Consider the following 24,137-nt stretch of genomic DNA (forward strand, 5'->3'; position numbering starts at 1 on the left):
CTTGCAGAGCCGTAATACCGGCGTGCCGGGTGTAATTTTCATTTCACCCGGACGCGGTGACTCCGGCACCGGAGACGACTACTGATCTTGAAATTAGCGATCGTTAAACACCTGTTGACCAGGATCTTTTAGGAGGCTACGTACCACGAGGCGTTGCTGATCTCGAGGCGCAGAGCTTCAGAGGAGGGCTTCGCCCAGTCTGCCGAGAGCTTTGCGCTTGTCGTCAAGGGAAGTGTGGGCATACACCTTCATCGTGACTTCGATGTCGGAGTGCCCCACGATCTCTCGCACGATGTGCGGCGGTACGCCGAGGTCGAGCAGGAGACTCACACAAGTGTGGCGGAGGTCGTGAAGCCGTACCGGCCCAAGGCCGGCGGTCTTGCGGATCTCGCCCCAGCTACGGCGAAGGTTGTCAGGCTCCATCGGTGTTCCGCGCCGGGAGGGGAAGACCAGCCCATGATCCTCCCAGTCCGGCCAGCGGTCGGAGCGCTCGGCGAACTGGCGCTTGCGGTGCTCCTTAAGCGCCTCGATGCAGATGGGCGGAAGCGGGACAGTGCGCTCTGAGTCCTCCGTCTTCGGCTTCACGAACTGGAGTCGGCCGCCGACTCGCTGGAGGGTCTGGACGACTTCGAGCGTGCCCGCCTCCAGGTCGACGTCTTCCCAGCGAAGCCCGAGCAGTTCGCCGCGCCGCAGGCCGAGGCAGACCGCCAGGACGTAGAGCGCGCCGAGACGGTGACCCTGAGCGGCCTTCAACAGTGCGCGTGCCTGTGGAACGGTGAGGCCGCGGTTGACCTTGTACTTGGGTGGTGACACCTTCACGAGCTTCGCGACGTTGCGCGAAATGATCTCTTCTCGGACCGCGTTCTCCAGGGCGTTCCGCAGGACAGCGTGAATGAACTGGACCATGCGAGCCTCGATCTTGTATTCGCAGCACTTGCCGCCCTTCTTGGCACAGCACTCCGGCGGCTTCCGAAGCTTGTCCCACCCCCGCTGACAGCACTGGCAGCCGGTACGGAGAGACGTGACGAACTGGCGGACCTCCGCCGCGTTGAGCTTGTCGAGGCGCTTCCGGCCGAGGGTCGGCACGAGATACCGCCGGATAACTCCCTCGTACCCCTGCGCCGTCTTGGGGCGGCGCTCAACTTTGACGACATGCTCCAGCCAGTAGGCCAAGTAGTCGCCAACGGTCCAGCTCTCGGCGGCAACGGGGATGCCCTGGTCGGCCTGTGACTTGAGAGCGACGAACTTGGCGTGGCACTCCTCGCGGGTCTTGCCGTACACGCTGACGCGTTTGATCGTGCCCGCCGTGGTCGGGACGAAGACCTTGGCCTCGTATCGCCCGTCCTTACGCTGGACGATCGTTCCCTCGCCGTTGGAGCGCTTCCGCGTCTTCCGCGGCTTACGGCCCTTCGGCTCCTCGTCGGGACCACCATCTCTGAACAGCCCAAACGCCCCGATCCGATCACGGCCGGGGCGTTTTTGATCTCCAGTGACAGCAACGCTGACAGCAACGTCTCCTGTGAGGCGTGGATGATAGTCGGCTTCCCCTCGTTGACGGCCATGGGAGTCCGCGTTAGCGTTCGGATTTTGTGGTCTCAGAGTGATTGGCGTCATTGGGACAGCGATAGGTGCCGCAGTCGGTAGCGGGTTCGCCGTCGTCTCGCTCATTCTCAAGGCGAGGCAGGACACTGCGGCGGAGTTGCGCCAGCATCAGCGGGAAGAAGCTCGCCGGAGCCGGGATCGGACCTGGGAGATCACACTTCAGAACCTTGATGCCCGAAGAGAGACCTACGCAGGTGTCCTGCGCCATGCCGTGGCCTACGACAAGTGGCTCGCCTCGGTAGTGGAACTGCCCAGAGAGCCGGTCCCCAGGGCTGCTGGACGCTCATCGCGTTCGAGTGCAAGCAAGCAGCCCCATATCTTGCCCGACCTCGAAGATCTGGTCTTCCAAGTCGACGTTCACGCCCAAGATCCAGAAGTCGGCGAAGTCCTCAGAGAATTTCTCCAGAAAGCGCAAGAAGCGCAGGCTGCGATCGAGGCCGGGGATCGGCATACGGCGGCCAGGTTGGCGGCTGAGGTGAAGATGCTCATCTCGAAGCTACGGAATACATGCCGCTGGGATCTTGGCCTCTTCGCTACCAACCCGAAGGAGGCTCGAACTCGACCGCCTGCCCACGAAGACGCAAAAAGGGCACGTGCCCCAGTAGTGGAACTCCGGGGCACCGTTGCTGCAGAGATCAGGTGAGCGTGTCTCCGAGTTTTCCAAGAGCCTGGCGCTTGTCATCGAGGGAGACATGGACGTAGATGGTCATGGTGACTTCGGCGGGCCCGGGTGATGAACTACCGGGCATCCTTCGTCACTCATCTGAAGCATTATCTTACTGTCGGTTCAGTCAGCTGATCCAGCGCGCCGGTTGTCCGGTCAGGCGGGCGATGGCGTCAAAATCGGCGTCTGCATGCAAGACGGTGAGCTTGTGATGGCGAGCCGTTACCGCCATGAGGAGATCGACGGGAGAGGCACATGGGTGCCATCCCCTGTCAGCGAGTTCGCGTTGCAGCCGACTTGTCTCGTCCCAAGCCGATTCGGGGATGAAGTAGTACGGAAAAGTCTCCCGGAGCAGGCTGTCGGCTTCGTAGAAGGCCGGCCGGCCGCCGACTGCTCTGAGGTACTCCTGTCTGATCGGCTCGCAGATGCCGACAAGCCCGGCGGAAACCGTGTGGTCCCATTCCGCACCCACCTGACCACGGTAGAAGCGGACCAAGCCACTGGTATCGATGAGGTAGAGCTCTGTCACGCCACAGCCTGTTGTGCGCTATCACCCTTCTCGATGGCCGAAAAATCGATCTCTCCCTCAGCCACCATCTCGCGCATACGAGCTATGGCGGCTGCACGTCTGCGTCGATCGACGATCTCTCGTAGAGCGGCGTTGACCGTGTCTTTCTTGGAAGAAGTGCCGAGCAGCTTCGCGGCCTCGGCCAGGGCCTCGTCGTCGAGGTCGATCAGGGTCTTGGTCATGGGCACCGCCTCGCTCGTATATATAAATCCAGATTAGTATATCAGCAGACGTCGGCCGATGAGAGTTCCCAGCGGCAGGATCTCTGCGAAGACCTGGCCGGGTTCCGGTCTGCCTTGGCTGTGTCGCCAGTTGCCTGGGCGTATGGGCTGGCCTGATCATCTCCTAGACCAGCTCATAGAGGAGCTTCGGAGACGAGCGATGACGGCAACACTGACGGCAACGCTGGCCACCACGCACACACGACGGACACCGTCGATCACCCTCGACCCCCAGGTCTTCCATGGGGTGACAGGGCGACTGCTACACCTGAAAAGCGGAAGGTCGGCAGTTCGACCCTGCCCCTGACCACCACCAATGAACAGCCAAAACGCCCCGAGCGATTATGCTCCGGGGCGTTTTTGTTTCGCTTTGACGCAACGCTGACGACCACGCCTCTACCGATTAACGTCTAGCAGCCCGCTGCAGAAAATACATGAGCGCTTTTGCCCCGTGATCGGGTGTGTATGGATCTGTGAGAGGTCGGAAGCGTCGTCGCTGTAGGTGGCGAAAGCTGGAGCCCGCACCCGGCACCCTGGTGAGCACCGATCAGGACACTCGGCCGGCAGGACGAGCATCTCGAAGACGGTCGGCCGCACGCTGAGCAGGTCACCGGCATCTCTTCCGTACCCCGCTCCCGGGAAGGCGCCGCGGAGACCGTGTGGCGTGAATCTCGACATCAGCCGTGACCACCTCGTGTTGTACGCGCGGTGCCCGCGGCCGAGTCGCTCACGGCGCTCGACGTCCTGGCCAGGCGCTCGCCGTCCCGGCGTTGGTGCAGGCGAGACTTCCGAGAGATTTGTCCATGGGCTTGTCGAAACCCGGGCCGCCGTCGCTGCTGTGCGTCGGTTGCTCACGCCCGAGAGGCGTACCTTAGCCGCTGCTCGACCAGCTTGCCGATGCGCTGGCGGCGTCGCCGCTTTCCCCCACGAACGTCGATGTCCGGACCCGAGCATCCGGGGCCAACCGGACATTGCCGATGTTGGCGACGGTGTAGGTCACCTCGACCGAACCCGCGGCGAAGGGGTTCCATGACCGTGCGGGACGTGTACCAGGCTCGCACACGTCCCGCACGCGCCAGCGGACGGTTGGGCCCGCCTCCGGCTCAGGACTGGTTGAACAGCGACAGCGTCAGGGTCGAGTGGTACTCCCCGGCGGCGACGTCGACCGGGGTGCGCAGGGCGAGGTCGGCGTTGACCTGGGAGGTGCCGATCTCGTCGGCGGAGTTCGCGATCGACGCGAGCAGCTCCTGGCCCTCCAGACCCACCGTGGGGGCTCCGGTGCCGTCGGAGATGACACTGGAGACCGGCTCACCGGCCGACACCGCCCCGGTGGAGGAGTCGCTCAGCAGGCGCGGCTTCCATCCCAGGTACTCCGGGCCGATGGTCTTGGCGGAGTCGCCGGTCGCGGTGAACTGGCTGGACTGGCCGACCACCGCCCAGAACTCGCCCGCGGGGATCTCCTCGGGCAGGCGGGTGTCGGTCACCGTGACCGTCGGCAGGGTGCCGGTGAACTGGCGGGCGGCGGCATCCGAGCCGTTCTCCGTGAGGGCCACTCCGTTGTTGTCGGCGACGGTCATCGACAGCTGACCGGGAGTGCGGATGGGCTCGATGTTCACCGACACGTCGATGCCGTTGCCGGGGTCGTCGTCCGCCATCGCGGGACCGGCCACGCCGAGAAGAGCGAGGCCGAGCACCGACGCGGTGAGTATCTGGGTAGTTCTCTTGGGTTTCATGTGATCGCTCCATTTATGGGGGCCGGGGCCGGTCGGCTGATCGGCCGACCGGCCCCGGTTTACTAAGGCGGTGTCCTCGGGCGGCTAGGCGTATCCGCCGTGGCTACCGTCGGCCGGCCCGGTCAGCCGCAGCTGATCAGGGTGTAGGTGGCGTCGTAGGACGAGGTGACCTGCTTGCCACCGATCGTCGCGGTCCCCTTCACGGTCACCGCGCCCGCGGGGATCTGCCCGGCCCGGGTGGTGAAGGACTGGTACGCCTGCTTGCCCGGGGCCACGTCGGCCACGGTCTTGGAACCGTAGGGGGTCGATAGCGTCACGTTCGCCGGTACGTTGGCGTCGTTGACGGCCGTCACGGCCACGTACGCCGACGTCCCCACGCAGCGGGACGAGGCGGACACGATCAGCGGGACGTCAGGGGTGCTCGGCTGCCAGGTCAGCTTCGGCTGGGCCTGCGTATTGAACCTGTCGAGCTTCACCGACTCCGCGGCGTCGATCTCGGCCCTGTTGAGGAACTGGCTCGGCGTCAGCTTGAAGGCGTCGAAACCACGGGCGATCTCACTACCGTAGATGTAGCCGTTGTACCAGTAGACCGACCAGAAGCCACCGAGCGCCAGCGAGGTCGCGCTGACCGGGCCACGGTCGAAGAACGCGATCTCCTTGGGCTTGCTGGAGTCGGTGAAGTCGAACACCGACAGGCCGCCCTGGTACCAGGCCTGGACCATGACGTCACGGCCGGGGATCGGGACGAGCGACCCGTTGTGCGCGACACAGTTCTCCGTGGTCGTCTGCGGCGCCGGCAGCTTGTAGTAGCTACGGAACTTCAGCTTGCCGTCGACGATGTCGTAGATCGAGTTCGCGCCCCAGGACGGCTGGTCGGTGTCCCGGCAGCGCGCGGCGGAACCGCCGCCCCACTCATCGGTGAAGACGACCTTCGTGCCGTCGTTGTTGAAGGTGGCCGAGTGCCAGTACGCGTAGTTCGGGTCGGAGACCTCGTCGAGCCGCTTGGGGTTGGCCGGGTCGGAGATGTCGAGCAGGATGCCGTTACCCGCACAGGCACCGGCGGCGATCCCGAGCTCGGAGTACGCCGTGATGTCGTGGCAGTGGTTGGTGACCGGCGACGGCGACCAGTTGCTGCCAGAGGGGTGCTGCGGCGTGGGCGGGGTGTTCTGCAGGCCGTTGATGGCGCCGGTCTCCCGGTCGGCGAACAGCCGGGGCTGGCTCACGACCGCCGCGTTCTGCGGGGCGGCCAGCGGCACGCGAATGATGTCGATCCGCCACAGCGAGGTGTTCGGATCGGTCGCGGCCGTGTTGGCGCAGCCTGCGAGTTCCTGGCCGGAGCGCACGCTGGCGGTACCGGAGACGTAGACGTACACGTTCTCCGGCTCGTTCTTGCTGGTCACCAGCGTGTGGGTGTGCGAGCCGCGGCAGGTCTGCACCGCCGCCACCTGCACCGGGTGGCTGATGTCGCTGATGTCGAAGATACGGACGCCGCGGAAGCGATCGGGGTTGACCGTGCCGCTGGCTCCCTGCGTGCCACAGTCGATCCGGCCGCGGGTCTCCTCGACCGACATGAACAGCAGGTTCCCGTACACCGACAGGTCGCCCTGCCCGCCCGGGCAGATCACCGAGGTCGTCAGCACCGGGTTGGCGCCCGTGGAGATGTCGTAGATGTTAAAGCCGGTGTAGTTGCCGACGAAGGCATAGTTACCGCTGAACGCCATGTCGGAGTTGGCGTACGAGCTGTTCCCCGGGTTCGAGGGCTGCACGAAGCCCTCGGGCTTGTCCCGGTGCGCGGTCATTTCCAGTCCACTGATGGCCGTCTGGGCGTCCAGCCATCCCGCGCCGAGACCGATCCGGGGATCGGTGTCGGACGCCGCCATCGCCGTGGTGGCAGGCAGCAAGCCCACCAACAACGCTCCCACGGCGATCATCCCGAGCCTGCGTAGTCGAGCACGTCCCCCACGCGCCGTACGGCTACTTCTCACGGGCCGCTTCCCTTCTTTCTGGCATCTCCTCCCGATTTGATCCATCACCGACGGACGACCATGGACCTGACCGGTGCCTCTGCGCGACGCCGGCTTGGGGGGAGATCCATTTGGTGGTTCCCGCGAACTGTAACGGAAAGGATGTTGATGTTCTATACCCATACATATCTACTTGTTCCGGACAGGCATCCCCAGCAATCGGAAGCGGTTCCACATAATGAATTCGTTGCCCACATTGCGGTACCTGAGCGCATTCGCGCTGGTCACCGGTGTGATTGCCGGATGCACCGCGGAGACTCCCAAGCCACCGGCCGCTCCCGCGGTCGTCCAACCGGGTGCGCCAGGAAAACCCGTACAGGTGCTGTCCAGCGACGCCGTGCCACGGGCCGATAACATTCCGATCACCGCCGCCGATGTGCTCTTCATGCAGGGGATGATCTCGCACCACGCCCAGGCGCTGCGGATGACCGCGCTCGTCCCCACCCACAGCACGAACAGGGACATCTCGCTGATAGCCGGGCGGATCGCGGCATCCCAGGAGGACGAGATCACGCTGATGCGGCGCTGGCTCCAGGACCGGGGCCAGACGGTGCCGGACGCGAACCACGATCATTCCGGCACGGGCGACGGGGAGCTCATGCCCGGCATGTTGACCGAGGAGCAGTTCGCCGAACTGAGGAAGGCCAACGGCGCCGAGTTCGACCGGCTCTTCGTGAAATACATGATCGCTCACCACATGGGCGCGCTTCAAATGGTGGAGAAGCTTTTCAACAGCGACGGCGGCCAGGAAACGGAGATCAACATCTACGCCACACACGTCGGCGCGGACCAGAGCATCGAGGTCGACCGCATGCAGAAGCTCCTGGCCGAAATGGGCGTCACCTCCCCCAAATGACCCGGCCAGGCCGGTTGTACACGCCTGGTGGCCTCGATCCGGCTCTGCCGTCCTTGGCGTGAACTTCGCCGCGCCGGTGGTCGCACGAAACCCGCCAACACGCAACGGAGCGAGAGACCTCATTACCAGCCGGGGCGCCACCACAAGAATTCGACCAGTGAATCTTTCACCTGCGAAATAGCGTGATCGGGAGGGAACACCCATGCCATAGTGCGGATACAGCGGTCGGGGAGGCGGATTCTCTCCGATGAATGTTCCGGGAGTTAACGATGCATGCGGCTGGATCGCCCTCCCTGCTGTTGGGCATGCCGGGTCCCGCGTGCTGCTCGCCGGGTCGAGTTGTTCGTCCCAGGGTCGCGGATGTCCGCGTTACCGGCCGTCCCGAGAACAGTGCGTGATCTTGGTCGGCAACTGATCGAGCGGGCCGGCCTCGCACGGCTGACCACGCTCATCGATCCCGAGAGTCTGGGGTGGGACGGAAGTAGACGATCTTGCGATCCACGTGCCGTCGTCCGAAAGTCGCCGGTCTGGTTACTCTCGCCGACAAGGGCTACATCGGCCGCGAGCCAGTACGCGTGCCCTATAAGGGGCGGGGCAAGCCCGTCGGGCAGAAGGCCGCCAACGCCGCTCACGCCAAGCTCCGCGGTCCCGGCGAGCGGGCCAATGCGCAGTTGAAGAGCTGGCGCATCCTCCGGAAACTACGCTGCTGCCCCAAACGAGCAGGTCAGCTCGTCAAAGCCATTCACGTCCTTCAAACCGGAGAAGCAGGATAAAGGGGCGACCCCGAACATTGCCCACGCGGCCGACCGTTACGGCTTCATAACCAAGACGATCTCTCGCCGCCGCCTGCTGGAACGCCTGGCCGACGGGCTGCCCGACGACCTCGTCCAACACGGCATAGGAACTCAGGACCATGGCCAGGTCAGGGCGACCTTCAGCGACGGGTCGACGGCCAGAGGAGACCTGCTCATCGGCTATTCCCCGAGACGTCCCAGACCGCCATGCTCGCCCGCTACAGCAAGCCGACAAGCCCGGCGGAAACCATGTGATCCCATTCCGCACCCACCTGACCATTCTGCCTTGGCTGTGTTGCCGGTTGCCTGGGCGTACGGGCTGGCCTGATCATCTCCCCGACCAGCTCATAGAGGAGCTTCGGAGATGAGCGATGACGACTTTACTATCGTTCGCATGGAGCTGTGGGAGCGTTCCGGGACGCTGGATCTCCTCGGCGATCTTCTGCGTGAGAGCGCCGGCGGCGGTCGTGTTGCGGTGGTGGCCGGTGAGGCCGGGATCGGCAAGTCCGTGCTCGTGACCGAGTTCGCCCGGCGATGCGGGCCGGCGGCATGGGTGCTCTGGGGCGGCTGCGACCGGTTGATCACCCCACGGGCCCTTGGTCCCCTGCACGACATCGGCCGCCAGACCCGAGGTGTCCTGGCCAAGCGGCTGAACGCCGGCGCCGCGCAGGAGGAGCTCTTCACGGCGTTTCTCGACGAGATCTCCGGCCCGCCGCAGCGCCCGCGCCCGGTCGTTGTCGTGGAGGACGTCCATTGGGCTGACGAGGCCACACTCGACTGGCTGATCTGGTCGGGCCGACGGATCGGTCGGATGCCGGTCCTGTTCGTGGTGACCTACCGTGACGATGAGGTGGGTGCCGAGCACCCGCTGCGGGGCGCCCTTGCGACCCTGCCCGGCGCGATCACGCGACGCGTGTCGCTGTCGCCGCTGTCGCGGGAGTGCGTGGCGGATCAGGCATACCGGACCGGGCGGGATCCGGAGCTGGTCTACCGGTTGTCCGGCGGCAACCCGTTGCTGGTGACCGAGCTGTTGAAGGCGGAGGGGCGGGCGGTGCCGGCCACCGTGCAGGACCTTGTCCTGGACCGGCTGCGGCTGTTGCCGCGGCCCGCCCGGGAGTTGGCCCACCTGGTGTCGGTGATCCCGACTCGCGCCGACGCCGCCGTCGTGGGGGGAGTGCCGGACCTGGTCGACATGTGCGTCGACGCCGGGGTGTTCGTGCCGTCCGGTGACGGTGTGTCGTACCGTCACGAGTTGCTGCGGAGTGCGGTGGAGGACGCGCTGCCGCCCGCGCGCCGTGCCGCGCTGCACCGGCGGGTGCTGGGCGTGCTGACCGGGGTCCCCGGGGTCGACCCGGGCCGCTTGGTTCACCACGCTACGCAAGCGGGGGACGAGGCCGCGGTCCTGCGGTACGGGCAGGTGGCGGGGGCCGGCGCTGCCCGGCAGGGCGCCCATCGAGAGGCGACGGCACACTATCGCTCAGCGGCCGTGTACGCGGACCGGCTACCGGCCCAGCAGCAGGCCGAGCTGCTGGAGGCCTACGCGTTCCAGGCATACCTGGCCGGGCTGGCCGAGGAGGGATTGCAGGCCCGGTGGGCGGCGCTGGCCGCACGGGAGAATCTGCGGCAACCCGAACAGGTCGGTGAGAACCTGCGTTGGATCTCTCGGTTGGCCTGGTGGGCGGGGAACGCGGGGCAGGCCTGGGAGGCGGCCGTGCGGGCGATCACAGTCCTCGAGACCGAGCTGCCGGGCCGGCAACTGGCCATGGCCTACAGCAACCGGTCCCAGTTGCACATGCTTGCGGGCGAGCAGGAGGCGGCGGTCTCGTGGGGAGAGCGGGCGCGAACCCTGGCCGTTCGGCTGGGGGATGTGGAGACCTCCGTCCACGCTGAGATCAACGTGAGCACCGCCCGCCTCACGGGCGGTGACGAAACCGCGTCTACGGCGCTGCGGGAGGTGCACGAGCGCGCCTCAACCCTCGGGCTGGCCGATCACGCCGCCCGGGCACTCGTCAACCTGGCGACCTCGCTGGTGCAACTGGCCGAGTACGAAGCCGCCGCACCGGCGGTCGAACATGCGCTGGCGTACGCCACTCAACAGGACCTCGACGGCTACGTCCAGTACCTGCTCGGGGTGCGAGCGGGGGTGCGGCTGGTGCGGTGTGACTGGGCCGGCGCTCTGGCCGATGCGGACGCGGCACTGGATCGGCCGGTCCGAGCCGGGGTCGCCGTGGTTCCCGCGCTGCTGGCGCGGGGCCGGATTCAGGCGGCCCGTGGCGAACGCGAGGCGCGGGTCACGCTCGACGAGGCTGCCCGCCAGGCCGAACGCACCGGTGAGGTGCAGCGGGTCTGCCCGGTGGCGGCGGCCCGCTCGGAGTACTTCCTGCTGTACGGCGATGCCAGGCGTGCCGCCGAGGAGGCCCGACACGGCCTGGACCTGGCCGTCAGGGCGAACCATTCGGTGTACATCGGGGAGCTGGCCTATCGGTTGTGGCGGGCCGGGGATGCCGGGTTGCCCGGTGCGGGGGCCCGGCCGTACCAGATGATGATCGACGAAGACTGGGCCGGCGCGGCTGCGGAGTGGGCGCGGCGCGGGGCGGCGTATATGCGCGTCGAGGCACTGGCGGGCGGTGATCAGGGCGCTGCGGCCGAAGCCTTGCGGGTCCTGGACGAGCTGGGGGCCACGCGGGTGGCGGAGCGGTTGCGGGCGGAGCTGAGAAGGCGCGGTTTCACTCAGGTGCCGCGTGGCCCTCGCCGGACGACGGCCGCCAACCCCGGCGGCCTTACGCTGCGCCAGGCGGAGGTGCTCGCGCTGCTGGCCGAAGGGCTGTCCAACGCCGAGATAGCCGGTCACCTGTCGTTGTCGGTCAAAACCGTCGACCACCACGTTTCCGCGGTGCTGGACAAGCTCGGTGTGGCCAACCGGGGCCAGGCGGTTGCTGCGGCGCACCGGCTGAACCTAGTCCGGAAGCCCGCAAAATAGGGAATTCTCCCCAATCGCGGATCGCCGCGAGGACCTACCGTTCTGCGCTGAGATGCCGTCCCGAGGGGGAGACATGAGTGATCTCAGCACACCGAGCTATCTCAACACACCTGGCGAATCACCCCTTTACGAAGCTGAGCGGCCCGTCCGGGGATACGTGCCCAACTATCTGAGGGTGCTGGCGCTGCAGCCTGAGGTCTATCACGCATGGCTGCGGCTCGGGGAGGCGGTCAGGGCCGGTATGGATCCGCGCCGGTACGAGCTGGTCACCCTGACGGCCGCCCGTCGCCTCGGTTCCACGTACTGCGGTCTCGCGCACGCGGCCGCGCTGCTTGAGCGGTTCTACGATGACGTGGCCCTGCAGGCGATCATGGCAGACCATCACGATGCGGGGCTGGCGCCGGTGGATGCGGCGGCCATGGACTTCGCGGACCGCGTCGCCGCCGATCCCGCCGGCGTGACTGAGGGGGACATCGCGGTCCTGCGCGAGCACGGCCTGGCCGATGCCGACATCTTCCAGATCGTACTCGCCGTCTGTCTGCGCCGGTTCTTCAGCGGCATCCTGTCCGCGGTCGGTGCCGTCCCGGACCCGGTCTTCCGCGAGCTGCCCCCAGATGTCCGGGCGGCCGTCGGGGCAACCGATGATGCCTTTTCACGCCAGCGGGGCGACGCAGGCCGCTCGTAGCTCAATCCGCTTTGGATGTCCCGATGGCTTCCACCAACTGTCCCCGGCACCGAGCGGGCAGGTTCGCCGACGGCGTGGTGGACCGCTACCGCTCCCTGACTCACTGGCACCGATACACGCTCTCGACGAAGGACAAGGAGAAGATCATGGCCGGAAAAGCCGTCATCAGCCTGACGACCGGACTGGAGGACCCTGAGCGGGTCACTGTGGCGTTCCTGGTCGCGCTCGGCGCGGCCGAGCAGGGCCGTCCCACGCTCATGTTCCTCACCAAGGAAGCAACCCGGCTGGCCCTGGACGGCGTCGCCACCGCAGTCGCATGTGACGGCTGTCCTCCACTGGCCGACCTCGTAGCCCGGTACGCCAAGGCAGGCGGGCGATACTTCGTCTGCCCGATCTGCTTCGAGGCGCGCGCGCTCGACAGGGAGCGGCTCATCGCGGGCGCGGAACTGGGAGGGACCATCCCGATGTGGCAGTGGATCGGCGACGAGGGCGCGACCACTTTCAGCTACTGACGAGTTCCCTGCTGCTGATGCCGACGGCGACCTTGACGGCAACGTCCTCCGCCAGAGGCGTACGCCGGGCGCCAGCAAGCGCCCTCCATCCCCGGATCCCGGATAGGTGACAGACAGGGCGACTGCCACAGCTGAAAAGCGTTCGGCCCTGCCCTGTTTTCGCTCGAACCGCCTCCCGCGGCACAGCGCGAATTCCCGGCGCGGCCGTGTCGACAGGCGCCCCATTCGCTACGACACTGATTCGGCCCTCGCCCGCCGGGCGTCCCGTCGCTCCTCGAAGCGGGTCGCGGCCACGTCGAGCTTGGCGAGGAAGGCCGCCAACTCCTCGCGGGCCTGCTCCCCCTCGGCGTCGAGACCTTCAATGTCGAAGGTCTTCCACTGTCGCAGCACCGGTGTCAGAACCTCGTCACAATGCTGGCGCAGGTCGTAGATGCCCGCCATGGCGATCGTCACGGACTTGCGGGCGAAGCCCTCCATGCCTTGGCCCGGCATCTGGAACGAGGTCACGACATCGGTGACGGCTCGCATGGTCTGCGACGGGGCCAGCTCGAACGCGGCGGCGAGGAGGTTCCGGTAGAAGAGCATGTGGAGGTTCTCGTCAGCGGCGACCCTCGAGAGCAACCTCTCGCAGACCGGGTCTCCCGACACCTTCCCGGTGTTGCGGTGGGCGACCCGGGTGGCCAGCTCCTGGAACGAGACGTATGCCAACTGCTGGAGCATGCCGTCGTACTCCGTGGCGAAGCCGTTTTGCATGTGGGTCATCCTGGCCCGCTCCAGAGCGACGGGGTCGACGGCCCGGGAGACGGTGAGGTAGTCGCGGATGGCGATCCCGTGCCGGCCCTCCTCCGCTGTCCACCGATGCACCCAAGTGCCCCAAGCGCCGTCCCTGCCGAATGTCGTGGCGATCTCGTGGTGATAGCTCGGCAGGTTGTCCTCGGTCAAGAGGTTGACGACAAGCGAAATACGGGCGGGTTCGGGAATCGAGGAGTCCTCCGGCGACCAGGCCTCGCCCTGCAGGACCCCGTCGAACGTCCGGCCCTCGCTCCACGGGACGAACTCGTGAGGGAACCACTCCCTGGCCACTGCGAGGTGGCGGTCCAGCTCTCGCCCGACCACGGGTTCGAGCTCCACGAGAAGCTCCGTCTGGGTGAGCGGGCGAGACGTGTTCGGCATCTGAGGCCTCCGGATCTGCAAGCTATCAAAACGTAACCTACGCTAGCGTAGGTATGCTGGCTGATCGCTTGCCAACGCGCCGTCGTGACCGTCCCTCGGTGAAGATCGTGCGTCCGCATGACGAAGCCCCGGGACTCCGTGAGAAGCCCGGGGCCGGATTCCGTCGGATCACGGGCCACATTTCAGTGGGCCCGGTATCGGCGGCGCGAAGCGCTGCTTAGAGCGGTCGAACCTGCTCGGCCTGCGGGCCCTTGGCGCCCTGGCCCGCGGTGTACTCGACTCGCTGGTTCTCCTCCAGCGAGCGGTAGCCGCCGGCGTCGATGGCCGAGTAGTGGACGAAGACGTCCGGAGTGCCGTCGTCGGGGGCGATGAAGCCGAAGCCCTTCTCGGCGTTGAACCACTTGACGGTTCCCTGAGCCATGATGCTTTCTCCTTGATGAGACGATCTCGAGTGTCACGGATGTGATCCTCGGGCTGCTGCGACCGACCGCCTTGGGAAAGCCTCGGCTCCGCACGGTAACGCCCGCTGTCATAACTCCGCAAGCGCTTTAACGCATACTGGGACTTCGACACAACCTCTACTTGCGACACTACACGCCACAACGAGTTCCCGCGCCACTCTCTCGCAAAACCCCGCACGCGCCTCCCGAAGATTCATGCCCGTCCACCGGCCGGGGACCTGCCGGACGTCCTGGGCGTTGAGCTCCACCAGCGCCTGGCTCTCGTCGGTGATCCGGAAGTAACGCCGGCTGCGGCCGTTTGTCTGGCCAGGAACGCGGAGACCCAGGCCAGTGGGGACTTGGGGCGACCCGAACGGGGCCGCACGAGGATGAACCAAGGTGAGGGTGCTTACGTGGTGTGAGGCATGAGACTGCGAATGATCCTGCTCATGGCGGTGATGGCGCTGACCGCGGCCTGTGGAGGAGTGGAACCGGGTACGTCGACGGCCGCGGCTGACGACGGGCCGGCGGAGCCGGTCGCCTTGTGGGGTGCGGAAGGCGGGTTCGTGACCCCGACCATGAACGCGCTGCGTCCGCCGAGGGCGGTGCTGTACGGCGACGGCCTGGTGATCGTCGACGCGAGCAGGCAGATGATGCTCACCGATGCCGAGGCGGGCGAGATAGTCGCGCGGATGGAGAAGTACCTGACCGGGCAACCGCCGACCGCCGAGCCGAAGCCAGGCGCGCCTTCGGTGACGGACGTGCCGGACACCGTCCTCGGTATACGGGGGAAGGACGGAAAGATGCTGGAGGTCCGGGTCCCGGCTCTGGAACAGCTCGCGGACTTCTACCCGAAGCAGCTGGTGGACGCGAAGAAGCTGATGGACGGCCTGGCGACCCGGGCCGCGGCGGAGGGCACCGACTATGTCGCCACCCGTGTCCGGATGGTCGCCGAAGGGGTCACGTCGGCGGAGGGCAAGCCGTCGCCGTGGCCCGAGGGCGTTCCGGAGCCTTCAGGCGTGGTGGACCCGGTCTGGCAGAAGGACATCGAGGGGGCGGCGGTGAGCGCGATCACCAAGGCGGTTCCCGCCGGGCAGAAGTACGACCGGTCGCTCTTCACGACCAGCTCGGGGACGATCTTCACGCTCTCCTGGCGGTACCTGCTGCCCCACGAGCAGTCACCGGCCTCCCCGGTGCCGGATCGAAAGGGTTAGACGGTCTCCCGCGCACGAGGCTCCTGCCGTACGGGGAGCCCGGGGTGGGGGACGCCACCCCCTAGCCTCGGGGGAATTCCGAGCAGTGGAACGACTCCGTCCGGCTGATCCCGGGCTCACGGAAGACGACGGTGACCGCGTCGGGATCGATGTTCTCCCGGGCCGCGACGGCGCCGGCGGCGGTGCAGGTGAGCTGGCCCAGCGACAGCTCGGGACGGGGGACGTCGGTGGAGGGGAGTAGCGGCGCCTCCGCCGGCGTCGGCCTGGGCGGGGGGAGCGTGATGAGGACCCTCGCCCGGCCCGCGCTGACCTTCAGCGGCCCGTGTACGTCGGGGAGCAGGTCGGTACGCAGCCCTCGTTTGCGCTCGTCGGCGCTCGGACCATCCAGCAACAGGTCGAGAGTCTCCTTCAGTGTGAGTGGCGGGATGGGACGGGTCACGGCCCGGAGCCGCGCGCCCGACACGAAGTAGAGCCGGGTGCTCGGGCGGAACCCCACCGCGGGCTCGCCTCCGTCCCTGACGCCGGTCGGGGCGATGCCGCAACCTGCCGCCGTCGTGGACATGATGACCACCGCGAGGGCGGCGGCCGCACGGCTGGTACGGAAGATCACGGCTCGCGCCTCCCGATCGGCGAGGCGTCGCCGGGGCCGGTCTGGGGCGGCCGCGGGTGGCGGGGCAGCGTGAGGGTGAACACCGCTCCGCCTTCCGGCGGATTCGCCACCTCGATCGTGCCGCCGTGGAGCCGGGCGTTCTCGCGGGCGATGGCGAGCCCGAGGCCGCTTCCGTCCGACCTGGTCCGCGCCTCGTCCGCCTTCGAGAAACGATCGAAGACATACGGAAGGATCCGCGGGTCCACCCCGGCGCCCGCGTCCCGCACCTCGATGACGACGGTCTCGGGCCCGGCGCGGAGCCGTACGGTGACCGGGGGCGCACCATGGCGGAGGGCGTTGCCCACGAGGTTCGCCATGATCACGTCGAACCGGCGCGGATCCAGCCGGATCCGCGTGTCCGCGGGCAGATCGAGGCCCACCCGCCCGGTCCAGCCGCGGGTCCGCAGGCAGGCGCGGATCGCGTCCGCCGCGTCGACGTCGTCCAGGACCAGCCTCGCCGCACCGGCGTCGAAGCGGGAGATCTCCATGAGGTCCTCGACGAGCCGCACCAGCCTGCCGACTTCGAGGTTCATCAGGCGGGCCGCCTTCTCGAGGTCGCCTTCCAGGTGGCCGGCCTCCTCCTCGAACATGTCGGCCATCGCGAGGATGGACGCCAGCGGGGTGCGCAGCTCGTGTGACACGTCGGCGACGAATCGGCGGGCCTGGACCTCCATGCTCCGCAGTTCCGAGACGTTCGCCTCCAGGGCTGCGGCCGTGGCGTTGAAGGTCTCGACCAGCCGCGCCAGCTCGTCGCCGCCGGTCACCTTCAGACGCGTGTCCAGCTCGCCCGCGCCGAGCCTGCGCGCCGCCCGGTCGAGATCACGGACCGGGCGCAGGACGCCGCGCGCCGCCACGAGGGCGAGCGCCACGGCGAGCAGCACGACGGGGATCACCCCGTCCCGCGCGGCCGTGACCAGGAGCTCCTCCTCTCGCTGCTCCTTGGTGAGGGAGGCTACGAGGTACACCTCGACGCCCGAGGATGTGGCCTGCTTGCCGAGCATCACCGGGGTGCCGACCACGAGGTACGGCGTGCCGGACCTGACGACGCGCTGGTAGAAGAGGCGGTTGCGGTCGAGGACGGTACGGCGCAGCTCGGAAGTGATCGCTCCTGTGTCGTCGCCGGAGGCGACCAGCCCCCCGCCCTGGTAGGCGGCGGCCCCGGTCGCATCGAGGAACGAGGGCGCGACGCCGTTGGCGAGCCGTTGCAGCGCCGGCCGGTCCGGTGGGTGCTGCATGTTCTCGGTGAGCGTCGCGACGCGCAGCCGGAACTCGTTGACGAGCGACCACTCCGTACGGGCCAGCATGAGGTCGCGCGCCTGGCGGTACACCAGCCCGGCGGCGGTCACGGCGCTGAGCACCGCGAGCAGCACACAGACGATCATCAGCCGTGGGCGCAGCCCGCGCACCCAGCCGGAGAGCCGGCCGTCCCCGCGATCTCGCCTCACAGAGGGCCGAACCGGTAACCGAACCCGCGCACCGTCTGGATGTACCGGGGCTTGGCGGGAACGTCCTCGATCTTGGCGCGCAGCCGCTGCACGCACGCGTCCACCAGCCGGGAGTCACCCAGGAAGTCGAGCTCCCAGACCGACTCCAGGAGCTGCTGACGGCTGAACACCTGGTTGTAGGCCGCCGACAGTTCCAGCAGCAGCCGCAGCTCCGTCGGCGGCAGGGCGATCGGGGCCCCGGCCTTGGCCACGGTGAGGGCGCCCCGGTCGATGGTCAGGTCGCCGTGGGTCTCCGGCCCGGCCGACGCGGGGGCCGACGCCGCGACGGGTCCCCCGCGCCGCAGCACCGCGCGGATCCGCGCCTCCAGCACGCGTGGCCGGACCGGCTTGACCACGTAGTCGTCGGCACCCGCCTCCAGGCCGCTGACCACGTCGAGGTCGTCGCCGCGGGCGGTGAGCATGACGATCGGCGTGGGCCCTCCTGCGCGGATGCGGCGGCACACCTCGAATCCGTCGAGCCCGGGAAGCATCAGATCGAGCACCACGATGTCGGCGGGGGCGGCGGACATGCGCCGAAGGCCTTCCTCGCCGGTCCGCGCGACCTCGACGTCGTGCCCGCTCCGGCCCAACGACAGACGCAGGCTCTCCCTTACGGAGTGGTCGTCCTCGATCAGCATCACCCGGGCCACCGTTCAAGTATCCGGTATGCCCGTTTTTCTTCTTGCGAATGGCGACATCCATTACATGCTCATGACATTCCGATCATGATCGGCGGACATTCACCTGCCAGCATCGGGGCCGTTCCTGATCAGCGACCTGTGGTGTGCGTGGTCGGAGATCCCTCCGCCATGCCGCCGCGCAAGGAGGAAGCATGCGACTGATCCGTACCGCGCTGGCCGCCTCGGTGCTCGGCATCGCCGTACTGACCGCGCCCGTGAGCCCCGCCATGGCGGACGCCCGACCGGTGGCCGCCGCGCCCTCGCCTGCCCCGAAGCCCGCATCGCCGCACGAGCCGACGCCCGTGCCGTCTGCTGCCCCGGCGCAGCCGAGCGAGGAGAAGCAGGCCCCGGCCGAGCGCCCTCGGACCGTGCCGCGAGGCGCCCCGGAGACCGGTGGCGGCCCCTCGGACACCGGGACCGTGCTGGTTCCGGTGGGCGCCGCCCTTCTTGCCGCTGGGGCCGGGATGGGTGTGCTGGCGCTGCGCCGAAGGTCGCGCGCGGGTGCCTGACCTGCCGGGCCCGAGGACGGGCGGCGGCCGTCGCGCCCTGGGCGTGGCGGCCGCCGCCGTCGCCCTGACCGGCGCCGTGTTCGTGGGCTGCGGGGTTCTGCCGGCGGACCGTCCTCCGGTCCCGCCGCCCGCGGCCGCCCGGACAGCGACGGTCGACGGGGGAACGGCCGCCGTGTCGGAGCGGATCTCCTCTCCCGGCGGCCCTGTGCTCGGGCCGTCAGAGCCGCGCCGCCTGGACATCCCGAAGATCGGCGTCCACGTGACGCTCGGCCGGCTCGGGCTCAAACCCGACGGCACGGTGCAGGTCCCGCCGCTGGACCACCCCGAGGAGGCCGGCTGGTATGCGCACGGAGCGGCCCCCGGCGAGCGCGGGGCGGCGGTCATCCTCGGCCACGTCGACGGCGCGGGCCGCAAGGGAGTCTTCTACGACCTCGGGCGAATGAGACCCGGGGACATCGTCGAGGTCGGCCGCGCGGACGGCTCGGTGGCCAGGTTCGTGGTCGAGTCGGTGGAGATGGTGCCGAAGAAGCGGTTCCCCACCCGCCGCGTGTACGGCCCGCTGGACCACGCGGGCCTTCGCCTGGTGACGTGCGGCGGTGTGTTCGACCGCCGGATCGGCCACTACACCGACAACGTCATCCTCTACGCCCGTCTGACCACCCGATGACGGGCGGGGACGGCGAACGCCGAGAGCCCGGGAGCCGAACCTCGTGTCAGCCATCGGTACGAGGCGGGGTGCGCAGGAACGAGCGGATAGTGGGGACGAGGTCGGCGTGGGCGTCTTCCAGCAGGTAATGGCCTGCGCCGTGATACAGGCGAGTCCGGGCGGCGGGAAAACGACGTCGCCATTCGCCCAGCACGGCGCGGTCGAAGACCGGGTCGCTCAGCCCCCAGGCGATCAGCATGGGCCGGTCGGCGAACTGCGCCAGCGACGTGCCGGTGTCCTGCAGAACAGGCCAGGAAGGGTCGCCGGGGCGCAACGGGATGTCCTGGACGAAGCGTTGGATGGCCACGCGGTGCTCGGGCCGGTCGTAGGGGGCCAGGAACGCCGAGCGCACCGGAGCGGGCATCCGGCGCCGGACTCCCAGCGGACGCCAGGTGGCGCCGCGGGCGAAGAGGTTGTGGCGCAGGAACAGGCGGGTTCCCAGCCGGGTGTCGCGCAACACCCGGAACGGCAGTCGCAGCAGAGGACGTACGCGTTCGCCGTGCGGGTTGGGAAAGGCCGCGGTGTTCAGCAGGACCAGGCGGGCGACCCGGCCGGGGTGGCGGCAGGCCCAGGCCATGCCGATAGGCCCGCCCCAGTCGTGCAGTACGAGTGTCCACCCGTGTTCGGGGGCAACGCCGCCGGTGATGAGGTGTTCGATCAAGGCGTCCAGGTCGTCCACGCGGGCGGCCAGGTCGTAGGGGTAACGGTCGGCTCCCGGCTTGTCCGACAGGCCCATGCCGATGTGGTCGGGGGCGATGCAACGGAACTCCTCGCGCAGCGCGAGGATCGGCCGCCGCCACAGGTAGCTCCAGGAAGGGTTTCCGTGCAGGAACAGCACCGGCTGTCCCGCCCCTTCGTCCAGGTAGTGCTGGCGCAGGCCGTCGCGACGCGGGTGGGCGAACCACCGGGAGGTGAACGGGTAGTCCGGGAATTCGGTCACCGGGTGTTCCCCGCGGACAGGTGGGCGGTGAGCCGGGCCAGTCCTTCCGCCGTGCTCATCCGGGGCTGGTAGCCGAGATCGCGACGGGCCGCGGAGATGTCGAACCAGTGCGCCGTCGAGGCCTGCTCCACCAGGAACGTCAACGGTGGCAGGTGCCGCGTCCACGGCAGCCGGCGAGCCTGCTCCAGCAGCCGGGCCGCCCGCAGGACCGGTCCGACAGGCGCCCGGCGTGTCACCGGAGGCAGCCCGGCGGCGCGCAGCAGCAGGTTGAGCCATTCTCCGAAACCGCAGGGCTGGCCCTGGGTGATGAAGTAGGCCCGGCCGGCCTGCGGTGAGCCAGGACGTAACCGGTCGAGAGCGAGCAGGTGGGCGTCGGCGGCGTTGTCGATGTAGACGGTGTCGATCGTCTTGTCGGTCTCGCCCAGCAGCCACAGCAGGCGGCGGTGTGCCACCAGCCTGGGCAGGAAGTGCGGATCTCCCGGCCCCCAGATGAGATGCGGACGCAACGCGACCGCCGTCACCCGCCCGGCCGCGGCGCCTGCGAGGACGAGCCGTTCGGCTTCGGCCTTGGTCCGCGGATAGGCGGCGGGAAAACGGCGGGCGTAGGGCACGGACTCGTCCACTCCCTCCAGGTCCCGCCCGTCGTGGACGACACTCGGCGAGGACGTGTGGACCAGGCGTGCCCCGTGGCGCTCACAGGCGTCCAGCACGTTCCGCGTGCCTGACACGTTGATCTCCTCGTAGTCCCGGTCCCGTCCATGAACGCCGGCCTTCGCGGCACAGTGCACGACCGCCTCGCATGCGGCGACGGCGGCCAGCACCGCCGCGCGGTCGCGGACGTCGGCCAGGTGCTGGGTGACCCCGAGAGCCGCCAGCGCGGGGCTGTGGCGACGCTGAAGAGCGTGCACGGTGTCACCCCGGGCAGCCAGCCGCCGGCAGACGGCCTCTCCCAGGAAGCCGCCACCCCCGGTCACCAGGACCCTCGTCATCGGTCCGCCCGGACGCGACGCGAGGCCCACAGGGCGAGCTCGTGCCGGCGGATCTTGCTGTTGTGCCGGGCGTCGACCGGGAACCCGGGGTGGAACAGCACCTCCCGAAGCTCGGCGGTGTGCGGATGGCGGGCCGCCACGTCCAGGATGTCGGCCTTCACGGGAGCGTTGTCCCGGGATCCCGATACGCACTCCACGACCAGGACCGCACGCTGGGCGCCGGCGGGACCGACGCCGACCAGTGCGGTGCGGCGGACCCCCGGAACGGCGGCGAAGACGGGTTCGACCTGGTCGGTGTACAGGTCGCCGCCGGCGGTGCGGACCCGTTCTGATTTGCGTCCGGCGAACCAGAGCCTTCCCTGCTCGTCGAACCGGCCGACGTCACCCATCCGGTGCCAGACGCGGTCCCCATCGCCGATCCGGGCCAGCGCGGTAGCCTCCGGATCGTCCAGGTAGGGGTCGCTGACGGTAGGGGCGGCCACGGTGATCTCCCCAATGCTGCCGGGCGGCACGGCCAGATCCTCACTCCACCGGTCGATGGGGTTATCGCCGACGGCGATGACGCGTACCTCGGTGCCCGGGAGCGGAGGACCCAGGCAGGTGCCCGCCCCGGCCGCGGTGGCCGCGGCGTGCTCGGCGAGCAGGCGGCTCTCGATCGCGGCCACCGGCATGCATTCGGTGGCGCCGTACACCGACAGCACGCGCGCGCCGTCGCGCAGGCAGCCGCGCAGGCGGTCCATCACCGGCATCGGCAGCGGTGCCCCGGCGGACACCACGTCGCCAAGCGTGTCCAGTACCAGATCATGGGCGGCGCAGTGACGCGCGAGCCGGTCCAGCAGCGCGGGAGCGGCGAACATCCCGGCCACGCGATACCGCCGGATGTCGGCGACCAGGGCGGCCGGGTCGGCCCGCGCCGGATGCCGCGGGTCCATGTCCGGGATCACCACGGTCGCCCCGAATGCCGCCGCTCCCAGGGCGAACGGCGCGAACGTCGACAACACCGGCGTTCCCGGTTCCACCGTGCCCAGCGCGCCCAGCAGGTCGAGCTGCGCGGCCAGGTGCCGGTGACGCAGCGGGACGCCCTTGGGCGGGCCGGTGGATCCGGAGGTGTAGGCGATCAGCGCCAGGTCGTCGGGGCCGGCGGGGGGCCACCGTCCCGGCTCGCCGCGCCGAAGGCCGCGTCCAGGCCCGCCTGACGGCCCTGTTTCTGACGGCCACGCCGAGCCGCGGGGTCGCCGCGAGGGGACCGTGATGGACACGCGGACGTCAGGGGTCCAGCCCAGCAGCCTCCTGGCCAGCTGTACGGCGGGAATCGCGATGAACGCCTCGGGCGCCGCCTGGCGCAGACAGCGCTTGATCGCGTCGAGCGGCAGCCCGGGATCGACCAGCACCGGTACCGCGCGGAGCCGTACCAGGGCGACGGCCAGCGCACCCAGTTCCGGGCCCGGCGGCACCAGCAGGCCGGTACGCATGCCCGGGCGGATTCCGGCCCTGTCGAGGGCCGCGACGGTACGGTCCACCGACCGCGACATCTGCCCGTAGGTGGTGGCCGCCGGGGTGCGGCCACCGACCTGGCAGGCGATCACGTCGGGCTGCTCGCGAAACCAGCGCTCGGCGCGGAGGATCAGCTCGCCGGCCGGCTCGGCCGGGCCGGAGTCGCTCGGAGGGGTCGCCCGTGTGGTCATGGGATCACCACCGAACGACGACGATTCCGGCACTGGCCCCGCTGGCCAGGCCGACCAGGGCGACCAGGTCGCCGCGCCGTACCCGTCCCGAGCCGACCACCCGCGCCAGTTGCACGAGCAGCGTTGCCGCGACGAGGTTGCCGTGCTGGGCGATGGTGACGACGACCTTGCCCTGCGGTATGCGCACCTGGTCGCAGAACCACCACAGCGTCGCCAACGATGCCTGGTGCACGCAGATGGCCGCGAAGTCGTCCCACGTCAGCCCGAGATCGGCGAGGGGTTTGTGGAAGACGGCGTAGTCGATGTTCTCGATGCCGCGCACCAACTTGGCGGAGTCGACGATGAGCGGCCCGATGGTGGGCCGGCCCGCCCACGGGTCGGTGGTGAGGTTGTCCACCGCGGAGACCGCCGCCTGCCATCCGGCGGAGTACGCGGAGAACCGGTGGGCGAGAACCCCCGGTTCGGTACCGGCCTCCAGCAGCAACGCGGCACCGGCGTCGGAGACGGTGTAGGACGCGGCGACGGTGATGTACTCCTCGGCGCCGGCCAGGGTCCACGGTGTGCCGGCGGTGGGCAGTTCTCCGCAGCAGATGAGGACCCGCCGATGACGGCCGCCGGAGATCAGTGCGTCGGCCACCTGGATGGCGTTCAGCACGCTGTTGCAGGCGTTGCGTACGTCGAACACCGGGCAGCAGGCCCCTATCTTGGCGGCGACGACGTGTCCGGTAGCCGGCTCCACGGCGTCGGACGACACTCCCGCGTAGATGAGCAGATCGAGGTCGGCGGCCTGTAGGCCGTTGTCCTCCAGGACCCGGCGGGCGGCGTGCGCCGCCAGGTCGGACGGTTTCTCGTGGGGGAGGGCGATGTGCCGGCGCCGGACCCCGCTGTGGTCGTGGATCAGCCCTCGGGGCAGGTCCAGGGTGGGGTTGCGGTCGGCGAGCCGGTCTTCCAGCTCAGCCGTGCTCAGTGTGGTCTCTGGCAGGTGGGCGGCCACCCCGGCCATCCGGGTGTGCAGCTGGGTCAATGCAG

General features: G+C 68.7%; 23 protein-coding genes and 1 pseudogene. 9 read left to right on the forward strand and 15 right to left on the reverse strand.

Features of this window, described 5'->3' with window-relative positions; all coding sequences use genetic code 11:
- Positions 1-177: 177 nt before the first annotated feature.
- Entirely contained in the window at positions 178-1,614 is a 1,437-nt protein-coding gene (locus ACQEVJ_RS02675; RefSeq protein ID WP_433096785.1) for a tyrosine-type recombinase/integrase, read from the reverse strand.
- Here ACQEVJ_RS02675 and ACQEVJ_RS02680 point away from each other — a divergent pair.
- Positions 1,601-2,245 (forward strand): hypothetical protein, encoded by a 645-nt coding sequence (locus tag ACQEVJ_RS02680; protein WP_433096787.1) that lies wholly within the window; start codon positions 1,601-1,603, stop codon positions 2,243-2,245. The two genes, ACQEVJ_RS02675 and ACQEVJ_RS02680, sit on opposite strands and share 14 nt — an antisense overlap.
- 148 nt (positions 2,246-2,393) lie before the next feature.
- On the opposite strand, the gene ACQEVJ_RS02685 is transcribed toward ACQEVJ_RS02680, so the two are convergent.
- The 4 genes from ACQEVJ_RS02685 to ACQEVJ_RS02700 form a co-directional block, all read right to left on the reverse strand.
- Positions 2,394-2,795 carry a PIN domain nuclease gene (locus tag ACQEVJ_RS02685; RefSeq protein ID WP_433096789.1) on the reverse strand — a complete coding sequence of 134 codons (402 nt, stop codon included), beginning with the start codon at positions 2,793-2,795 and terminating at the stop codon, positions 2,394-2,396.
- Positions 2,792-3,016, reverse strand: coding sequence for a type II toxin-antitoxin system VapB family antitoxin (locus ACQEVJ_RS02690; RefSeq protein ID WP_433096791.1), 225 nt, complete (start codon positions 3,014-3,016; stop codon positions 2,792-2,794). Before ACQEVJ_RS02690 ends, ACQEVJ_RS02685 begins: the two co-directional genes overlap by 4 nt.
- Before the next feature lie 1,142 nt (positions 3,017-4,158).
- On the reverse strand, positions 4,159-4,788 hold the full coding sequence (locus tag ACQEVJ_RS02695; protein WP_433096793.1) for a hypothetical protein: 630 nt from the start codon (positions 4,786-4,788) through the stop codon (positions 4,159-4,161).
- A gap of 122 nt (positions 4,789-4,910) precedes the next feature.
- A complete protein-coding gene (locus ACQEVJ_RS02700) occupies positions 4,911-6,695 on the reverse strand; it encodes an LVIVD repeat-containing protein (RefSeq protein WP_433096795.1) in 1,785 nt (594 codons plus the stop codon).
- A gap of 304 nt (positions 6,696-6,999) precedes the next feature.
- Between ACQEVJ_RS02700 and ACQEVJ_RS02705 the strand changes: the two genes are divergently transcribed.
- The gene (locus tag ACQEVJ_RS02705) at positions 7,000-7,668 is read left to right on the forward strand and encodes a DUF305 domain-containing protein (RefSeq protein WP_433096797.1); all 669 of its coding nucleotides are present in this window, start codon (positions 7,000-7,002) and stop codon (positions 7,666-7,668) included.
- A 521-nt stretch (positions 7,669-8,189) separates the two neighbouring features.
- A pseudogene (locus ACQEVJ_RS02710) lies at positions 8,190-8,441 on the forward strand (transposase family protein); the annotation flags it as partial.
- Here ACQEVJ_RS02710 and ACQEVJ_RS02715 read toward each other — a convergent pair.
- Positions 8,401-8,559: a hypothetical protein gene (locus ACQEVJ_RS02715; RefSeq protein ID WP_433113328.1), complete on the reverse strand. Its 159-nt coding sequence runs from the start codon at positions 8,557-8,559 to the stop codon at positions 8,401-8,403. The pseudogene ACQEVJ_RS02710 and the gene ACQEVJ_RS02715 overlap by 41 nt on opposite strands.
- A 267-nt stretch (positions 8,560-8,826) precedes the next feature.
- On the opposite strand from ACQEVJ_RS02715, the gene ACQEVJ_RS02720 reads away from it, so the two are divergent.
- The 3 genes from ACQEVJ_RS02720 (at position 8,827) to ACQEVJ_RS02730 (ending at position 12,639) form a co-directional block, all read left to right on the forward strand.
- Positions 8,827-11,442, forward strand: a complete 2,616-nt coding sequence (locus ACQEVJ_RS02720) for an ATP-binding protein (protein WP_433096799.1) — start codon at positions 8,827-8,829, stop codon at positions 11,440-11,442.
- Positions 11,443-11,515: 73 nt separating this feature from the next.
- Entirely contained in the window at positions 11,516-12,127 is a 612-nt protein-coding gene (locus ACQEVJ_RS02725) for a carboxymuconolactone decarboxylase family protein (protein ID WP_433096801.1), read from the forward strand.
- Between the two features lie 23 nt (positions 12,128-12,150).
- Positions 12,151-12,639, forward strand: coding sequence for a DsrE family protein (locus ACQEVJ_RS02730; RefSeq protein WP_433096803.1), 489 nt, complete (start codon positions 12,151-12,153; stop codon positions 12,637-12,639).
- A 228-nt stretch (positions 12,640-12,867) separates the two neighbouring features.
- On the opposite strand, the gene ACQEVJ_RS02735 is transcribed toward ACQEVJ_RS02730, so the two are convergent.
- Together ACQEVJ_RS02735 and ACQEVJ_RS02740 are read right to left on the reverse strand one after the other, a co-directional pair.
- Entirely contained in the window at positions 12,868-13,812 is a 945-nt protein-coding gene (locus tag ACQEVJ_RS02735; RefSeq protein ID WP_433096805.1) for an acyl-ACP desaturase, read from the reverse strand.
- Between the two features lie 217 nt (positions 13,813-14,029).
- On the reverse strand, positions 14,030-14,233 hold the full coding sequence (locus tag ACQEVJ_RS02740) for a cold-shock protein (protein ID WP_139577431.1): 204 nt from the start codon (positions 14,231-14,233) through the stop codon (positions 14,030-14,032).
- A 444-nt stretch (positions 14,234-14,677) separates the two neighbouring features.
- On the opposite strand from ACQEVJ_RS02740, the gene ACQEVJ_RS02745 reads away from it, so the two are divergent.
- Complete coding sequence (locus tag ACQEVJ_RS02745; protein ID WP_433096807.1) at positions 14,678-15,466, forward strand: hypothetical protein; 789 nt, start codon at positions 14,678-14,680, stop codon at positions 15,464-15,466.
- Between the two features lie 61 nt (positions 15,467-15,527).
- Here the strand turns inward: ACQEVJ_RS02745 and ACQEVJ_RS02750 are convergent, their stop codons facing one another.
- From ACQEVJ_RS02750 to ACQEVJ_RS02760, 3 genes are read right to left on the reverse strand one after another with little or no spacing between them, the layout of a single operon-like run.
- The gene (locus ACQEVJ_RS02750) at positions 15,528-16,076 is read right to left on the reverse strand and encodes a hypothetical protein (RefSeq protein WP_433096809.1); all 549 of its coding nucleotides are present in this window, start codon (positions 16,074-16,076) and stop codon (positions 15,528-15,530) included.
- On the reverse strand, positions 16,073-17,560 hold the full coding sequence (locus tag ACQEVJ_RS02755) for an ATP-binding protein (protein WP_433096811.1): 1,488 nt from the start codon (positions 17,558-17,560) through the stop codon (positions 16,073-16,075). The genes ACQEVJ_RS02750 and ACQEVJ_RS02755 overlap by 4 nt, the downstream gene beginning before the upstream one ends.
- Complete coding sequence (locus ACQEVJ_RS02760) at positions 17,557-18,249, reverse strand: response regulator (protein WP_433096813.1); 693 nt, start codon at positions 18,247-18,249, stop codon at positions 17,557-17,559. Before ACQEVJ_RS02760 ends, ACQEVJ_RS02755 begins: the two co-directional genes overlap by 4 nt.
- A 182-nt stretch (positions 18,250-18,431) precedes the next feature.
- Between ACQEVJ_RS02760 and ACQEVJ_RS02765 the strand changes: the two genes are divergently transcribed.
- Positions 18,432-18,788 (forward strand): hypothetical protein, encoded by a 357-nt coding sequence (locus ACQEVJ_RS02765; protein WP_433096815.1) that lies wholly within the window; start codon positions 18,432-18,434, stop codon positions 18,786-18,788.
- Positions 18,781-19,455 carry a class F sortase gene (locus tag ACQEVJ_RS02770; protein WP_433096817.1) on the forward strand — a complete coding sequence of 225 codons (675 nt, stop codon included), beginning with the start codon at positions 18,781-18,783 and terminating at the stop codon, positions 19,453-19,455. Before ACQEVJ_RS02765 ends, ACQEVJ_RS02770 begins: the two co-directional genes overlap by 8 nt.
- A gap of 46 nt (positions 19,456-19,501) precedes the next feature.
- Here ACQEVJ_RS02770 and ACQEVJ_RS02775 read toward each other — a convergent pair whose 3' ends face one another.
- The 4 genes from ACQEVJ_RS02775 to ACQEVJ_RS02790 are packed head-to-tail and all read right to left on the reverse strand — an operon-like array spanning position 19,502 to position 24,132.
- Positions 19,502-20,434: an alpha/beta fold hydrolase gene (locus ACQEVJ_RS02775; protein WP_433096819.1), complete on the reverse strand. Its 933-nt coding sequence runs from the start codon at positions 20,432-20,434 to the stop codon at positions 19,502-19,504.
- Positions 20,431-21,423 carry an NAD-dependent epimerase/dehydratase family protein gene (locus ACQEVJ_RS02780; RefSeq protein WP_433096821.1) on the reverse strand — a complete coding sequence of 331 codons (993 nt, stop codon included), beginning with the start codon at positions 21,421-21,423 and terminating at the stop codon, positions 20,431-20,433. The genes ACQEVJ_RS02775 and ACQEVJ_RS02780 overlap by 4 nt, the downstream gene beginning before the upstream one ends.
- Positions 21,420-23,108: a fatty acid CoA ligase family protein gene (locus ACQEVJ_RS02785; protein ID WP_433096823.1), complete on the reverse strand. Its 1,689-nt coding sequence runs from the start codon at positions 23,106-23,108 to the stop codon at positions 21,420-21,422. The genes ACQEVJ_RS02780 and ACQEVJ_RS02785 overlap by 4 nt, the downstream gene beginning before the upstream one ends.
- A 4-nt stretch (positions 23,109-23,112) precedes the next feature.
- Complete coding sequence (locus ACQEVJ_RS02790) at positions 23,113-24,132, reverse strand: 3-oxoacyl-ACP synthase III family protein (protein WP_433096825.1); 1,020 nt, start codon at positions 24,130-24,132, stop codon at positions 23,113-23,115.
- Positions 24,133-24,137: the final 5 nt, after the last annotated feature.

Source organism: Microbispora sp. CA-102843, assembly GCF_050936215.1.
GTDB lineage: Bacteria > Actinomycetota > Actinomycetes > Streptosporangiales > Streptosporangiaceae > Microbispora.